Origin of the sequence: Dyadobacter sp. CECT 9275, from assembly GCF_907164905.1 — a bacterium.
GTDB lineage: Bacteria > Bacteroidota > Bacteroidia > Cytophagales > Spirosomataceae > Dyadobacter > Dyadobacter helix.
Map to the genome: position 1 here is coordinate 1,879,364 of NZ_CAJRAF010000002.1, position 16,172 is coordinate 1,895,535.

A 16,172-nucleotide genomic window follows, 5' to 3' on the forward strand; every position below is an offset into this window, starting at 1 on the left:
CGCTGGCATGATTAAAATTAATTTATGTCAAATTTATAAAAAACCATTCCATAGTTATACCCTTTTGACATTACCTTTTCAGTATTACTATTTATTGTCTATCAGGCCTCGTCCGCTTTTCCGGATGATACCTTCTTTCATAAGTTTCACCGATAGCACATCCAGAACTCCGTTCACAAACTTTCCGCTTTTTGGCGTACTGTACCTCTTCGCAATTTCAATGAATTCATTAATCGTCACTTTCACGGGAATACCCGGGAAATGGATCAGTTCGGCAAGCGCGGTTTTCAGAATGATCAGATCAACCAATGCTACACGTTCGAGTTCCCAGTTTTTCAGCTGATCTTCCAGATATAGATCATATTTGTCACTTTCCTCGATCACCACATTAAACAGCTCTTCCACAAAAGCACGGTCCTCATCCCAGTCTTTTGTCAGCGGTGCCAGCTGAAAAGTATCTGCATGATCCGCCGATTTCAGCGTTTTGATGGCCAGGCTTCTGATCAGTTCGTTATGATCGTCCCAGTACAAATCGCGCTGCTCGAAAAACTCTAGCGGAACTTCATGCTTCAACAGGATCTGCCGCAAAATATGCTGAACCATCAGTTGGTCTTCTTCCTCCGTATGACTGGTTTGTTTGCAATAAGCTTCATAATCGGCATCTTTTCTGAGCCCTTCACGATAAGTTTTGCGAACCACCGCCATATCATTGCTCCAGTTAATGCCACTCCGGATAATTTCTTCCTGTAAGGTTTTATTTTCTTTCAGGATCGTAACCACCCTGTTCGTATCCAGTCCGGAATCTTTCGGAAAAGGTGCTTCGGGGTCCTCATAAGTCCGTTGCCTGTCAATCTGCGCCTGATAAGCCACTTCAATCAATAACGACAAAACTCTGACAAAATCTGTATTGATCAGCTCGGTTTCATTCAAAACGCGGCGTAGCATTTTTTCTCTATCGGAAAGCGTCTGCCTTTTGTAAGTTTCAAAGACCTGCCGGGCAACCTTAAGTACTTCCGCCGGGACTTCCTCATCTTCGCTGGGTTTGCCGGTTTTGATCAGTTCGTCGAAAGTCAGCACGGCCAGTTTTTTCATCCCCGCAAGCTTGGGGCGGTTCTGAGGCTCCATGGAGTTAAGATCCGGGGCAAATGCCTCATCAATACGATCAATCCCCAGCAAACGGTTGGCGTCGGCCGCTAACTGACTGGCATACAGCGCTTGTACAGCCTTTGTTCTTAATAATCTTCTATTCAGCATAAGCCGCAATACTAATTGGATAATAGGTACAGTAAATCAAAGAACGTGTCTGCATGTGGTGCAAGGTTTTGAATTTACCTTACCGCTTTAATTTAAAATTGACCGCAAAATTAGACTATTTTGTTCACAAACGGAAAAATGACCTCCTAGGTTTTAATTTTGTAACGTGCCGGGCGGGGAAATCCTTGCTTTGTCACGAATCAAAAAGCGCATTTGCGACGTTAAAACAGAAAGAAGGGGCTGATTGAACCGATTCCCCGAAAATTGTATTTAACTATGTACCTGTCCAAAATATAAACCTTATTGCGTGAAAGCATTAAAGTACCTCAACCAGTACTTATGGAAATATAAGTGGTACCTGATCCTGGGAACACTTTTCACGATTATTTCCAATTTGTTCGGTATTATCCCTGCCCAGCTGGTGCGTTACGCCCTCGACCTGGTGATTGAGACGGTGGATATCTATTACCTTTTCAACGGAACCGGCCTGCAAAGCCAGATGTACGACATCTTCGCTTTCAGTATTTTGCTTTACGGACTGCTGATCCTGGGAATGGCGCTATTGAAGGGAATTTTCCTTTTTCTGGTGCGTCAGACCATCATCGTTATGTCACGCCATATTGAGTTTGATCTTAAAAACGATGTTTATCGCCATTATCAGACGCTTCCCACCAGCTTTTTCCGCAAACATAATACGGGTGATCTGATGGCCCGGATTTCGGAGGATGTCAGCAATGTCAGGATGTACGTAGGACCAGCATTGATGTACGGCATCAACCTGATCGTCCTTTTCTTCCTAGTGATATCTTATATGCTGACTGTGAGTACCAAACTGACAGCCTATGTTCTGCTACCGCTGCCGGTTCTGTCTGTGAGTGTTTATGTGGTGAACAACATGATCATGAAACGTTCCCAGGAAATTCAGAAACAGTTGTCGGGGCTTTCAACGTATGTGCAGGAAGCATTTTCGGGGATCAGGGTAATTAAATCCTTTGTCCAGGAAAAACATTCGTTTGACAATTTTGAAAAAGAAGCTGAGAATTTCAAGCGGAAATCCCTGAAACTTACCCGGGTCGATTCTTTTTTCTACCCAATTATTCTTTTACTGATCGGATTGAGCAATATCCTGATCATTTACATTGGCGGACAGGAAATCATTAACGGGAACCTTACGCCGGGTAACATCACCGAGTTTATTTTATATGTAAACATCCTTACCTGGCCCGTAATGGCTCTTGGCTGGACCACCAGCCAGATCCAGCGAGCGGCCTCTTCTCAGGCACGGATCAATGAATTCCTGAACGAAAAGACCACGCTGGTTTCTGAAAAAAACCTCATCAAAAGCTTGGAAGGTGGTATTACTTTCAGAAACATCGGATTTATCTATCCCGATTCCGGCATCCAGGCTCTGAAGCATTTTGATCTGGAAGTAAAACAGGGCGAATCGGTAGCGATATTAGGTACCACTGGCTCAGGAAAAAGCACACTGGCTCATTTGTTATGCCGCCTGTATGATCCTACCTCAGGCGAAATTCTGATCGATGGTATCCCATTAAAAGATTATGATGTACATGCCTACCGCCGCCAGATCGGCTATGTTCCGCAGGACGTTTTCCTGTTTTCCGACAGTATCCGGAACAACGTGCGGTTTGGCAGCAGTGATATGCCCATGGAAAGAATTGAGCAGGCCGTAAAAGATGCTGATCTTTACAGGAACATTCAGGACTTCCCCCAGGGTTTTGATACCGTACTGGGTGAACGAGGGATCACTTTATCAGGCGGGCAGAAACAGCGTCTTTCCATTGCGAGGGCGATTGCCCGTGATCCGAGGATACTGATCCTGGACGATTGCCTCTCCGCTGTAGACACGCATACTGAAAACATCATTCTTAATAACCTGAAGCGTATCATGGATCATCGCACTTCGGTGATCATTTCACACCGGGTATCCTCTGCAAAACTGGCAGATACCATTGTAGTACTGTCTGATGGAGCCATCATTGAAAAAGGTACCCACGCCGAACTAATGGGCAACAACGGGGCCTACCGCGAACTTTATGAAAAACAGCTGGTAGCAGAAGAAATATAGGTAAATGAAGGGCTTGATAATATCCCTGAAATACATGTAGATGTAGCCAAAAAACCGCTTTCGGGAAGCGGTTTTTTTGGCTGGTAACTTGCTAATATTTATTACATCGCTCCCACCGTCCGTTGGATGAACTGCGTCAGGTCGGTACCTGTAAGGAGCCCCTGCGACAGCAGAGCCAGATCATACACCTGTTTGGCAAGCGTTTTCTGGTCTTCCGCATTCTCAGCATGCAGAATACGGCTGATCAGTGGGTGATTTGCGTTCAGAGAAACGGTATACATCAGCGGCATATCCCCAAACATTGACTTTTGTCCCGAGGTAGCCTGCATATCCGTCATACGGCGCATAAATTCAGGGAAGGTAATTACCACGGGAAGCTCATCCACAGGCATAGCTTCTACCTGCACATGGGCACTCTTGCTTCCTGCCACTTCTTCAAACAGCTTTTTGACTGTATCCTGATCTTCGGTTGAAAGTACACTTTCCAGTGCTACTTCCTTCTCAATGAGCTTATCCAGCGTGTCAGCGTCAACACGTTTCACAGAAATCTTTTCCAGTTTTTGTTCCAGCGCATTGATGAAATGAGAATCAATCACACTTGACAGTGAAAGGACATCATAACTTCTCTTCCTGGCCGACTGCACAAAGGCATCCTGCTTCTTCTCGTCGGAGGTGTAGAGCCAAACCTGCGTATCGTTTTTGTCTGTCTGATTTGCCTTTACAAACTCGCGGTATTCTTCGAAAGTAAAGTACTTGCCGTCCACGTTTTTCAGCAAACAGAAATCTTTGGCTTTTTCATAAAACTTATCATCGCTGATGATGCCGTACTTCACAAAAAGGCCTATATCGTCAAATTTCTTTTCGAATCCTTCGCGGTCGTTCCTGAAAATTTCCGAAAGTTTGTCTCCCACTTTCCGGGTGATGTACCCATTGATTTTTTTCACGTTACCGTCGGCCTGCAGATAACTTCTGGATACGTTCAAAGGAATGTCGGGGGAGTCGATCACACCGTGCAGCAACTGAAGGAAATCAGGAACAATGTCCTTTACCTCATCGGTGATAAATACCTGGCGGCTGTAAAGCTGGATTTTTTCCCTTTGTCCCTGAAAGTCGTTTTTCAGTTTAGGGAAATATAAAACCCCTGTCAGGTTAAATGGATAGTCAACGTTCAGATGTATCCAGAACAACGGATCTTCCGAGTAGGGATGCAGCTCTTTGTAGAAAGCAAGATAATCTTCATCCTTCAGATCTGAAGGACTTTTGGTCCAGATGGGATTCGTATTGTTGATGATCTTCTCTTCAAATTCGATCTGGATCGGCAGAAACTTACCGTATTTTTCAAGAATTCCTTTCAGCCTATACGATTCCAGGAATTCCTCCGAATCCTCAGCAATATGCAAAATGATATCACTACCTCTCTCCTCTTTCTCGACAGACGACAATTCATATTCCGTTGAACCGTCACAGATCCACCTTACCGCTTCCGATCCTTCCTTGTAGGATTTGGTAATGATTTCTACATTGCTTGCAACCATATAGGCGGAATAAAAACCAAGCCCGAAGTGACCGATAATCTTTCCGTCCTCCCCTTTGTCTTTATACTTTTCAACAAATTCGGTAGCGCCCGAGAAAGCGATCTGGTTAATATATTTTTTGATCTCATCGGCCGTCATACCAATTCCGTTATCACTGATGGTGATGGTTTTGGCATCTTTGTCCAGTTTCACAACCACTTTCAGCTCTCCGAGTTCTCCGTTATACTCGCCGTAGGAGGCAAGTTTCTTAATTTTCTGAGAAGCATCTACGGCGTTTGAAACCAATTCTCTAAGAAATATTTCGTGGTCCGAGTAAAGGAATTTTTTGATAATAGGAAAAATATTTTCCGTGTGAATGCTAAGGCTTCCTTTTTCCTGAATCACTGACTCCATAATGATGAATAGTTTTAGATTTATATTGATTATTATATTTCCGTTGCAATACGGCTCTCAAATTTGCGTTCCAATAGCAATTTGTCCAGCATCCGACTGACACATTGTCATTAAAAATGAAGCGCCCGGGTAACTTGGTATCTGTATTGCTTTTTATTAATATTGCGCTTGTGCCCATCGCTTAAAATTCGAAACACTAACAATCAACATGAACCGAGTAAAAAAACTAATAGCCGGAATCATATTATTTTCAGGGGTGACTGCCTGCACCACTATGAATTCAGTACCATTATCAAACTATACCGTTTTCACAGAAGACCTGAGGAGAGACCTTGAAGCGGCGAATATTCCGTTAAGTAAAGTACAGTTCTTCAACGACAAACCCATTACCATCCGCCGTGAAGTGTCTGACCCTAACGACATCAAGGTAAACCCCGAAGGACAGATCACCATGAGCAACGGCAAAAGCATACAGACGATCAACGTATTGCCCTTTACGCCGGGGGTTTCGCTGTCGTCGGATCCGGCATCTATCCACGTTTCATGGGACGATACCCAGCAGGATACCAAAGGAATGAAGTTTAACCTGAGCGGACAGCATTATTTTATCGATGTATTGTCCAACAATAAGTTTCAGTATAAAACCTGGGTTTTTGACCTGCAGTCGGGTAACGGAACACGCCTGTTTGTAAAGAAAGATCTGCTGAAACAGGTGAAAAATTCGAGAGAGACTTTAAAAGGACGTAAGGTGGGCGAATAACCTGCACCCGATAAGATTTTAATCAAAAATAGCTTCCTGTTCGGGGAAGCTATTTTTGATTAAAGCATACTCATTCAGTTCAAATTAAACTGATGTTCTTTCCCACCTTTGCCGCCAGGGTGTTTGATGATCTGAGCGCTCTGTATGACAGCCAGAATGATCAGCCCGATTACCACCGCCATGGAAATCTGGAATAGCAGAATATTATCTACATTCGCTATATCGCTCTTTGATTCTTTGATCAGTTCCTGCCCCACGCTGGACTGTATCGTTGTCAGCTCATTCAGATTCATGATGGTACTCTGAAAGGTACTCGCGCCAGCTCCTTCGAATAGCTTTTTCCCTTCTTCATAATGACCCGAGGTATAAAAATTCAATATCATCTTCTCTAAAAGTGCATATTCGTTCATCCGGTTTTTAAGAGCTACAAGGCTCTTTGCTTCCTGATCGACGAGGTAAGTACCTTCAAAGGATGTAACCAGAGAATCTATTTTCGCATTATGATGCTGCAGGCGTTCCTTCAGATCTCCGACGGGCATATCCTGTCCGGAAAGCAGATATCTTTCCAGAGTTAAACGTTTCCCGTATAAATTCTCGGTCATGTAAATAATGGTGGTGGTAGGCAACAGCCGGTCCTGATAAATCGAAGAAAACGATTTGTTGATCCCTTTAATATTCTGGCGGGACACCAGCGTACCTAAAATAATTGCCAGCATAATACCCGTTAACAGGAATGCTGCTTTTAACTTTTGCTGAATTACAAATGACCATTTCATCATATCACACGATCTTTAACATACTGACACCTGAGCTATGTTAAATATATGCAATCAAAAGGTATCCACCGAATATTTATTTGTAAATCAAAAACAAACGAGACTCACCGTCGCCGGAAGCCTCGCTGTTGGATCAAGGGTTTATTAGGAAGCTCTTACTTTTGCTCTCCGCCTACCACATCGGTATTGTTTACAGATTTGGTTTTCTTGCGGGGTGCATCAAAACTCATTTTCCCGATTGAATAATTAAATGTTATTTTAAAATTCCTGTTGTACAGCTGGTTTACGCCTGTCTGATTAAACTGTTCGGATTTCAGATTGGAGGTAAGGCGTACTCCTTTGCCCAAAAAGTTTTCAGCGCCAAAACCAATGCTTCCTTTTTTATTAGGAAAGTCCTTCTTGAATCCCAGTGAATACATATAGAATCCGGTACGGTTACCTTGCAGCTGAATCTCTTTGCCGCGGTAAAAGCCAAAGGCCTGAAGGCCCCAGCCTTGTTTCAGGGAAATTTGAGACATAATCCTTCCCCCGTAATTCCATCCTGAATTGTTCGCAGGTACCGAAGTGCCGTCCGCTCCGGTAGTTTGCCCTTCCAGATAGGAGTGTAATACATCCAGACTTCCGTTCACTGTCCATTTCGGAGTAAGGTAAACATTGGCAAAAACATTAAAACCGTACGCCTGCTGTTTACCGACATTATCATAAGTCGTAAGAATAGCCCCGGCGAGGGTATCTACCGTGGTTCTGATCTGTGTAATGGAGTTGTTGGTCTGCCGCGCAAAAGCCGATACGTTCACATAGGTTTTCTTGATGTTGGTACTCAGCCCCAGTTCAAAATTATCGGTCAGTTCGGGGCTCAGGGCAGGATTACCCATGCTGATGCTCTGCGGATTAGACAGGTTCACATTGGGGTTGAGCTGCTGAATTCCCGGCCGTTGGATCCTTCGGTTGTAGGCAGCTTTGAGCGTAGAAGCGCCAAAAGTTTTTGAGACATTGATACTGGGTACCAGATTACCGTAATCGGGTATACTTACCGAACCCTTTTCTCCCAGGTCCGCCACAATCCCGGTATACTCGTAACGTGTACCCAGTTTGAATGTGTACTTTTTAAGGGTTGTAAGCGTGTAGGAAACATATCCTGCGCCTACGTTCTGGTTATAGTTCAGCGCCCCGGCAGGATTGTTCGGATCCAGGACAAAATTGCCTGATTCTCCGGCCAACAGGTATCTATAGTCGCTGTTCACTGTCCTGAAAATCCCCTTGGCTCCGAATTCGATCAGCTGATTCTTCCCAATGGGGGTTTGATAATCCGTTTGCAGGGTAAATTCTGAATTGTAATTTTTATTCTCGTTTTTGATCTGACTGGAAACAGCGCCGCTTTCATTCAAAAGGTCGGTATTGAAATTGTTGGTGAGTCCCGTACGGCTGTATAAAGTAGATATGCTCCATTCCTGCTGTGGCTTAAAAGTGCGGATATAATCCACATTAAAATCCACCGTTCCGGAAAGATCCTTGCGGTCTACCTTACGCTGGGTGGTGGCATCAAACACGTTGTTGCTATACTGATCTATGGAAAGGTTTTGTTTTTGGATAAAATTCCGGGTTCCATATCTCAACCCGGCAGAGAGTGCCTGGTTTTTACCCAGATCGTAATCCCAGCCCAAAGCGTATTGCCCGAAAAGCCCCCGGTCTCTGGCTGTTGAACGCTGGTGTGTCTGAGAAGCGTTAAGACCCGAAAAAGTGGTCTGATCCAGAACACTTTCAGCTTTATTATAAAAGGCACGTCCGAAGCCTCCCAGGGTGAAACCCATTTTCCCCTTCCGATAACTGCCGTTGAGCCCCAGGTTGGTACCTCTGTTTCCAACGCCAGAGTCGACATTCAAAGTAAGTCCCTGCAGGTTATTCTTTTTTGTAATGATATTGATGATCCCTCCCGAACCTTCCGCGTCATACTTCGCAGAGGGGGATGTGATCACCTCCACCGACTTGATCATGTCGGCCGGTATTTGTTTCAGCGCATCCGCAACATTGCTGGCAATAATAGTAGAGGGCTTGTTGTTAATCAGTACGCGGATGTTGGAACTCCCACGCAACGATACATTACCATCCAGATCAACGGATAACATCGGTACCTTTCTGAGCAGATCAGCCGCATCCCCACCTTTGGAGGTAATATCTTTTTCCGCATTGTAAACCAGCCTGTCCACTTTCTCTTCCACCATGGATTTTTCGCCCGTGATCGTTACTTCCTGAAGGGTCTGCACATTTGCCGCAAGCCGAATATTGCCCAGCTCAACATCCTTTCCCTTTTCTACTTTAATGTTATTGACCGTTTTATCTTTGAAGCCAATAAAAGAAATGAGAAGACGATAGCTTCCGGGCGCGATTTTGGTCATGGAAAATTTCCCGTTCTCATCGGCTACCGTTCCGTCAACCGCTTTGTTATCTGCCATGGTAAATAGCGCAATACTGGCAAACTCCACTCCTTTGGACAATGTAGAATCGATAATTGCTCCCGAAATTCTGGAATTTCCTTTTGAGGTGGTCGCACCAACGGTTACCGGCACATTCCCAGGCGCTTGGGCAAATCCTTCCGCATGACACAGTAAGGATGAAAGAAAAACAAAGACACCGACTTTAATACTCGAATGATTTTTCATGGTTCTTAAAATAAAATAAAGAAGGGAGGTGATGAAGGTACCTTTTCCAGGGCCGAATTCCCTATGCAAATAACCTACATGCATTTCTAATATTTTTTAATAATAGACAAGCGTGACGTTTTCATCTGCCAATTGCCCCTTAAGTACAGACCAGTAGGATGGAGAGAAATGGAAAGAGCTTGCTCACCAGACGAAAACTCTTCCCTAACGACCGGCTCTCTGGCACAACTGTTGCATATCCTTCAGGATTTGTAGTTACTTTTAGCAATTATTAAAACAAAACTCCTGTTCAGCAGCGCAAGGATACTATTTTTATGAATGAGGTTACTATAGATTTCAGCAAGGTTCACCAGATCAAAATTTTTGGAGTAACAGTAATGGAACCGTCCACGGTCCTTTCAAGCCTGGCCATGACCGTCGTTTGTTTATACGCTTTTATCCACCTCAACCGGCTCGGCCGGGCACATAGAATGTACAAGCAGATCCAGTACTTTTTTCTTTTTATGGGAATTGCTACGGCTATTGGCGGGGTACTGGGTCACGGATTTTTGTATGTCACAGGAATGAGGGGAAAAATACCAGGCTGGTTTGCCAGTATGATTGCCGTGGCCTTATTTGAACGTGCGGCCATCTGGCATATCAAGCCTCTGCTTGCCAGGAAAAGCGGATTGTTTCTGGGCTGGCTTAACTATGCTGAACTTTTCATATTTTTCGTACTGACCTTTATAACATTGAATTTTGTGGTCGTAGAAGTCCACGCGTTCTACGGGCTTTTCCTCATGCTGTTTCTGATAGAACTTTACGTATACAAAAAAAAGCGGGACCCCGGAAGCCCGTATATTTTTATTGCTACCGCTCTGGGAGCCGTTTCAGCAGGTCTTCATGCGCTGAAATTCAGCTTTGGCCCCTGGTTTAATTATAATGACATCAGCCACATCAGTATGGGAGCTTCCATCTGGTATTATTATCAGGGTGCACGGCATATGACTTTTTACGGTGAAGAAATGGCGGAAATCGAGGAAATAAAACAGGAGCTGGACATAACGGACTAAACAAGAAATGGGTTCATAGCCTACCCGACCGTGAACCCATTTCCTTGTCTAAATCAGCCTGTAGAATTATTTATTGGGCTGTGGCGTGTAACGCAAATAAGGTTTCACAATTTTCAGGCCCTTTGTGAATTTTTTCTGTGCATCCTCGGTACTAACCGCCGGAACTACAATGACATCTTCTCCTTCTTTCCAGTCTGCCGGTGTAGCAACCGAATAGTTAGCCGTTAACTGAAGAGAATCAATAACCCGCAGGATCTCGTTAAAATTACGTCCGGTGGAAGCAGGATAAGTCAGCGTAAGTTTTATTTTCTTATCCGGCCCGATCACAAAAACCGACCTTACCGTTGCTTTTTCGCTTGCATTGGGATGGATCATGTCATACAGTAAAGCCACTTTTCGGCCTTCATCTGCAATGATCGGGAAATTAACCTCCGTATCACTTACTTCATTGATATCCGGAATCCAACGGTTGTGAGAATCAAGATCATCCACACTCACCGCCAGTACCTTCACATTACGTTTCTCGAATTCACCTTTCAGCAAAGCTGTTTTTCCCAATTCTGTGGTACATACCGGCGTAAAATCGGCTGGATGTGAAAACAGTAACCCCCAGCTGTCTCCCAACCATTCATGAAATTTTATTTGTCCCTTGGTGGTATTTGCTTCAAAATCGGGGGCGATATCTCCTAATCTTAGTGACATGACTCATGTTTTTTAGTGAATGAAAATAATTAATCTATTAAGCTTATAGACTTAACACAAAGTTAAATAATTTGTTCCATTCGGGGTCAAATTATTATTTAGATCATCGGAAGGATAAACTGTCCTAAAGCCCCGAAAAATACCCCTGATTTCCCTTTTTAACCGCATTTTAAGTTGTCTTTAATTGCGTTTTAATTGTACCGTGCATCCTTTGATACATAATTTCAGGTTAGAAATTATCCCTTCCTTACAACAAGAACATAACAACCTGGTAGCCAATACAAAAAAGTGATTATACATTAAGATATACTTCCTCAAAAACCTTTCCAATTTGTAAAATGGAAGCAAAAAACCAAATGTTCGATGAGCGGGAAGTGTTGCACAGGTTAAAACACTACCTGCCTGCTCAGGCCCCTTTAAAGGACTTTGTACATCACAATACGCTACAGGCATTTCAGGTTTCTAAATTTCATGACGGGATCCGCCAGGCCTCCCAAATATTCGGATACAAAGTTTCTCCTTCACTGGAAGAATACCGTTCCTTTTTTAATGCAAAGAAAATCAGCCCGGATATACTTGAGAAAATAATCATTGCACAAAAAGGCTTTAAAAATGCCGCCGTCTGGCGGGATAAAGCTTTATTAAAAAAATTCGATGATACATCTGTACCCCGCGTAGGCAGGGTGAAGGCAAACTGGAAAAAGCAGTATCACATCGACCTGGATGCGCAGGTACATCCGATCCTTTTCAGGATACTCTGCAGTTATCTTGACCAGGGTATTGCTGTCTGGAGTTTTCCCGCCAACGGCAATGGATTACTGGCCTCTCTGCGTGAGATGGAGAAAGGCAGTTTCAGCAGTATTTTCAAAACACGCCGCGCCCGGAACCTGCTGCTCAGCGAAGATACCGCACTGACAGAACTCCTGGCAATGCTGGTGGGTGAGGCGGCACTTTACGAACATTATCTTTTTGACCAGCAATTTGCACATCAGGGATGGTCAGGCATGGTTTCCACGCTGGAAGACCGGCACGAAACTTTGCTTATACGCAAAAAGATCAGTTTGTATGAGCTCGTCTTACTGGAATGTCTGCTCGAAATTGATGCACTTGATCATTCTTTCGGTAAAAACTGGCAGCCGCTGGTTTCACGTATGGACTCAAAGCCTTCAGAACTTTTTGCGGCTGTACCTGAAACCGAACTGAATGAGGTACTGAAAATTTTACAGGAAGCGTTGGAATGGACCTATTACGACTGTGTTTTGGCTGCAATCCAAAAACCCAGAATTGAAAAAAGGCCCGTAGCAGGCAAAAGCTTTCAGGCAATGTTTTGCATTGACGACCGCGAGGGTTCATTGCGCCAGTATCTGGAGTTTACGGATGATCATTGCGAAACATTTGGAACCCCGGGATTTTTCGGAGTTGAGTTTTACTACCAGCCTGCCGACGGGAATTTTTACACCAAAGTATGCCCGGAGCCCATAACACCCAGGTACCTGATCAAAGAAGTAGGTGCGATCAGAAAAAAATCTACTAATGTACATTTCAGCAAGCTACCCTTTTCGTTCCATAGTGGCTGGTCAATCTCTCAAACCCTTGGGTACTGGTCGGCATTCAAGCTTGCCGCCAATATTTTCAAGCCATCGGCAACGACTGCTGTGGCATCGTCTTTCACACACATGGACCGGTTCTCCAGACTTACGATAGAAAACCAGAGTACAGAACATGTTGAAAACGGCCTTCAGATCGGATTCACGGTGGAAGAAATGGCAACGCGTGTGGAAAACCTGTTAAGAAGCATTGGACTGCTGAAAGACTTCGCTCCCATCGTTTATGTGATCGGACACGGGTCCAGCAGTGTCAACAATCCTCATTATGCAGCCTATGAATGCGGGGATTGCTCAGGAAGAGCGGGGTCGGTCAATGCACGCGTACTGTCGCACATGGCGAACCATCACGGCGTAAGGAACATTTTAAATACCCGGGGAATCGGTATACCCTCCACAACACAGTTTGTTGGCGGCTTGCATGATACTACCCGCGACGAAATCGTATTTTACGAGGAAGCAGCTCTCTCACCCGCTAACTTCGACCGGCACGATAAAAATATTTCGGTATTTGACAAAGCGCTTGACCTCAATGCAAAAGAAAGGTCCCGTCGTTTCCAATCGGTTGATACCAGCCAGTCTGCTGAAAACGTTCATGACAAAATCCGTCTGCGCTCAATCTCGCTATTCGAACCCCGCCCGGAACTAAACCATGCGACCAACGCACTTTGCATTATTGGCCGACGTGAGCTGTCAAAAAATGTATTTCTGGACAGAAGAGCATTTATAAACTCTTACGATTACGCCATTGACCCGGAAGGAAAATACCTTTTTGATATTATTAAAACAGCCGTGCCCGTTTGCGGAGGTATCAATCTTGAATACTATTTTTCGCGGGTTGATAACCAGAAACTTGGGGCCGGTACCAAACTGCCGCACAATGTGATGGGGTTGTTCGGCATAGCCAATGGCTATGAGGGCGACCTGAGGCCGGGCCTCCACAGCCAGATGATCGAAATCCATGACCCACTGAGAATGCTCTTTATTGCAGAACATTTCCCGGATGTATTACTGGATACCATTCAGCGGCTGGATACAACTTATGAATGGTTTATCAACGAATGGGTACACCTGGTGGCGGTTCATCCTGAAACCCAGGAGCTATTTGAATTTAAGGAAGGTGCTTTTTATCCATACAAGTCTTACACTGACACGATAGAAGCTGATTTTGACCTTTCAGACCTGTTTATTACACATCCGGATAACCTCCCGGCCTATTCACTTCATTAAAAAATCAGCCCTTGTCAAACCCATTCACCAAAGACGCACTTTTTTCTGGTGAATGGCTGCCAAAGGACCACTCTGAATACCTTAAGCATGATATTGATTATTGAACTCCTTATCGTTCTTCCGTTGCTGGGGTTTTTCCTGAGTATGCTGGTACCTTCCCAAAAAGAAGGCCTGGTCTCTCGGGTAACTTTTGTTACGGTAGGGATTCATATGATCATTTCCATGTTTTTTCTGGTTTACTGGTTATTACATAGCAGGCCAGTATTGGATGAAAAAGCTCTCCTTCTGTTCAAATCCGGTACCTTCGAATTCTTTATCGATTTCCATTTTGATAACGTAACCGCCACTTACCTCCTTGTGGGCTCCTTCCTTACCTTCCTGGTTGCCCAGTACAGCAGACATTACCTCCACAGGGAAAAAGGATACAAGCACTTTTTTAACACGATACTTTTCTTCTATACCGGCTATATTATCGTGATTTTTTCGGGAAATCTTGAAACACTTTTTATTGGCTGGGAGATGTTGGGCGTTTCGTCGTTCCTCCTCATCGCATTCTACCGCGAGCGTTATCTTCCCGTCAAAAATGCCATAAAGGTTTTCTCCATTTACAGGCTCAGCGACCTGGGGCTTCTTCTGGCCATGTGGGCGAGCCATCATTTTTGGCATGAAAACATTACTTTTCTAAAAATGGGAGGCTATGGGGTTTCGCACAAACATTTGCTTACACACAGCCACATCGGCCTTTTTATATCTCTTATGTTCCTGGTTGCAGCCGCTGCGAAATCTGCCCAGCTTCCCTTTTCATCCTGGCTGCCAAGAGCTATGGAAGGGCCAACGCCGTCCACGGCCATTTTTTATGGCTCGCTGTCCGTCCACTTGGGGGTATTTCTTTTATTAAGGACATTTCACTTCTGGGAGCATCAGTTGCCGGTCCGGATACTCGTCCTGATGCTGGGGCTGGTTACCGCAGTCATCGTTACGGGAATAGCCCGGGTGCAGGCATCCGTTAAAAGTCAGATCGCCTATGCTTCCATTGCACAGATAGGTCTGATATTCATGGAGATAGCCTTAGGTTTACAAAACCTTGCGCTGTTCCATTTTGCGGGTAACGCATTTTTAAGAACCTATCAGTTATTAGCGTCCCCGTCTGTGGTAAGTTACCTCATCCGGGAACAATTCTATAGTTTTTCTCCAAAGGCCGCGACCATTGAAACTTCATTTCCTAAAAGGCTCCGGCACACCCTGTATATATTGTGTCTCAAAGAATGGAACCTGGATTCCTTCCAGTTCCGCTATTTTTGGAACCCTCTCAAAACGGCGGGCAAGAAGCTCCGTTTTCTGACATTCAAGCGGGTGATCATCATCTTCATCCCCGTCTGTCTTGCAGTCCTGTTCTGGACTTATAACCAAGCAGCCATACCTCCACAGATCAAAGCTTACCTGCCCGTCACGTTTTCATTCATAGGACTGCTAATGGTCCTGAAATCCTTTACTGAAAGACTCAGCAGCAGAATAAGCTGGCTGCTGGTCATCATCAATCACTTCTGGGTAGCGCTGTCCGTTCTTGTTAATGAAAATGTTGGATTTGAACCGATGTACCTCTACTTGAGCGGGGTGGTTGTTTCCGGTATACTGGGTTATTTATGTCTCAACAGATTATACACACTAGAAAGAGATATTAGCCTGGACCAGTTTCATGGGCATTCTTATAAACATCCGAAAATGGCCCTGGTATTCCTGCTTTGCTGCCTGGGGCTTTCGGGTTTCCCGATCACTCCTACTTTCATAGGAGAAGCTCTGCTTTTTAGCTATATCCGTGAAGACCAAATCGTACTGGCATCTTTGACGGCATTAAGCCTCATTACGGACGGACTCGCCATCCTCAGAATATATGCCCGGGTGTTTCTGGGGCCGCCTGTTAAATCATTAGACGGAATGGCCTACCGGTCGTCTTAAAGATAAGTTAACCTGTTCATATTTAGTAAAATTAGAAATCGCCCGGTAATCTGAAACCGGGTGGTTTTTTGTATTTCAGCCCTTTCCTTTTCAGCTTCATCAAATAATTTTGCCGTAATTCTGCCAAAATGATTAATTTAATGAGTTAGAAATTTACATTA

The 16,172-nt window shown here is 44.4% G+C and carries 10 protein-coding genes; 5 read left to right on the forward strand and 5 right to left on the reverse strand.

Going from position 1 to position 16,172, the window contains the following annotated elements:
* Positions 1 to 87 precede the first annotated feature (87 nt).
* A complete protein-coding gene (nusB, locus tag KOE27_RS15640; protein WP_215239793.1) occupies positions 88 to 1,254 on the reverse strand; it encodes a transcription antitermination factor NusB in 1,167 nt (388 codons plus the stop codon).
* Between the two features lie 307 nt (positions 1,255 to 1,561).
* Between nusB and KOE27_RS15645 the strand changes: the two genes are divergently transcribed.
* Positions 1,562 to 3,343 carry an ABC transporter ATP-binding protein gene (locus KOE27_RS15645; protein ID WP_215239794.1) on the forward strand — a complete coding sequence of 594 codons (1,782 nt, stop codon included), beginning with the start codon at positions 1,562 to 1,564 and terminating at the stop codon, positions 3,341 to 3,343.
* 101 nt (positions 3,344 to 3,444) lie between these two features.
* Here KOE27_RS15645 and htpG read toward each other — a convergent pair whose 3' ends face one another.
* Positions 3,445 to 5,271, reverse strand: coding sequence for a molecular chaperone HtpG (htpG, locus tag KOE27_RS15650; protein WP_215239795.1), 1,827 nt, complete (start codon positions 5,269 to 5,271; stop codon positions 3,445 to 3,447).
* 274 nt (positions 5,272 to 5,545) lie between these two features.
* Between htpG and KOE27_RS15655 the strand changes: the two genes are divergently transcribed.
* A complete protein-coding gene (locus KOE27_RS15655; RefSeq protein ID WP_229252783.1) occupies positions 5,546 to 6,031 on the forward strand; it encodes a hypothetical protein in 486 nt (161 codons plus the stop codon).
* Between the two features lie 74 nt (positions 6,032 to 6,105).
* Here KOE27_RS15655 and KOE27_RS15660 read toward each other — a convergent pair whose 3' ends face one another.
* Together KOE27_RS15660 and KOE27_RS15665 are read right to left on the reverse strand one after the other, a co-directional pair.
* The gene (locus tag KOE27_RS15660; protein WP_229252784.1) at positions 6,106 to 6,810 is read right to left on the reverse strand and encodes an MCP four helix bundle domain-containing protein; all 705 of its coding nucleotides are present in this window, start codon (positions 6,808 to 6,810) and stop codon (positions 6,106 to 6,108) included.
* Between the two features lie 152 nt (positions 6,811 to 6,962).
* Entirely contained in the window at positions 6,963 to 9,467 is a 2,505-nt protein-coding gene (locus KOE27_RS15665; RefSeq protein ID WP_215241625.1) for a TonB-dependent receptor domain-containing protein, read from the reverse strand.
* A 314-nt stretch (positions 9,468 to 9,781) separates the two neighbouring features.
* Here KOE27_RS15665 and KOE27_RS15670 point away from each other — a divergent pair, with 314 nt between their 5' ends.
* Positions 9,782 to 10,519 carry a DUF6962 family protein gene (locus KOE27_RS15670; RefSeq protein WP_215239797.1) on the forward strand — a complete coding sequence of 246 codons (738 nt, stop codon included), beginning with the start codon at positions 9,782 to 9,784 and terminating at the stop codon, positions 10,517 to 10,519.
* 66 nt (positions 10,520 to 10,585) lie between these two features.
* Here the strand turns inward: KOE27_RS15670 and KOE27_RS15675 are convergent, their stop codons facing one another.
* The gene (locus KOE27_RS15675) at positions 10,586 to 11,221 is read right to left on the reverse strand and encodes a peroxiredoxin (protein WP_215239798.1); all 636 of its coding nucleotides are present in this window, start codon (positions 11,219 to 11,221) and stop codon (positions 10,586 to 10,588) included.
* A gap of 338 nt (positions 11,222 to 11,559) precedes the next feature.
* Between KOE27_RS15675 and KOE27_RS15680 the strand changes: the two genes are divergently transcribed.
* Together KOE27_RS15680 and KOE27_RS15685 are read left to right on the forward strand one after the other, a co-directional pair.
* The gene (locus tag KOE27_RS15680; RefSeq protein ID WP_215239799.1) at positions 11,560 to 14,055 is read left to right on the forward strand and encodes a YbcC family protein; all 2,496 of its coding nucleotides are present in this window, start codon (positions 11,560 to 11,562) and stop codon (positions 14,053 to 14,055) included.
* 87 nt (positions 14,056 to 14,142) lie between these two features.
* Entirely contained in the window at positions 14,143 to 16,011 is a 1,869-nt protein-coding gene (locus KOE27_RS15685; RefSeq protein ID WP_215239800.1) for a proton-conducting transporter transmembrane domain-containing protein, read from the forward strand.
* Positions 16,012 to 16,172: the final 161 nt, after the last annotated feature.

What these genes read in the sequence shown, in the direction of transcription:
- nusB (WP_215239793.1), bottom strand. Translation starts at nt 1,254, where the DNA reads ATGCTGAATAGAAGATTATTAAGAACAAAGGCTGTACAAGCGCTGTAT.
- htpG (WP_215239795.1), bottom strand. Translation starts at nt 5,271, where the DNA reads ATGGAGTCAGTGATTCAGGAAAAAGGAAGCCTTAGCATTCACACGGAA.
- KOE27_RS15655 (WP_229252783.1), top strand. Translation starts at nt 5,546, where the DNA reads ATGAATTCAGTACCATTATCAAACTATACCGTTTTCACAGAAGACCTG.
- KOE27_RS15660 (WP_229252784.1), bottom strand. Translation starts at nt 6,810, where the DNA reads ATGATGAAATGGTCATTTGTAATTCAGCAAAAGTTAAAAGCAGCATTC.
- KOE27_RS15665 (WP_215241625.1), bottom strand. Translation starts at nt 9,467, where the DNA reads ATGAAAAATCATTCGAGTATTAAAGTCGGTGTCTTTGTTTTTCTTTCA.
- KOE27_RS15670 (WP_215239797.1), top strand. Translation starts at nt 9,782, where the DNA reads ATGAATGAGGTTACTATAGATTTCAGCAAGGTTCACCAGATCAAAATT.
- KOE27_RS15675 (WP_215239798.1), bottom strand. Translation starts at nt 11,221, where the DNA reads ATGTCACTAAGATTAGGAGATATCGCCCCCGATTTTGAAGCAAATACC.
- KOE27_RS15680 (WP_215239799.1), top strand. Translation starts at nt 11,560, where the DNA reads ATGGAAGCAAAAAACCAAATGTTCGATGAGCGGGAAGTGTTGCACAGG.
- KOE27_RS15685 (WP_215239800.1), top strand. Translation starts at nt 14,143, where the DNA reads ATGATATTGATTATTGAACTCCTTATCGTTCTTCCGTTGCTGGGGTTT.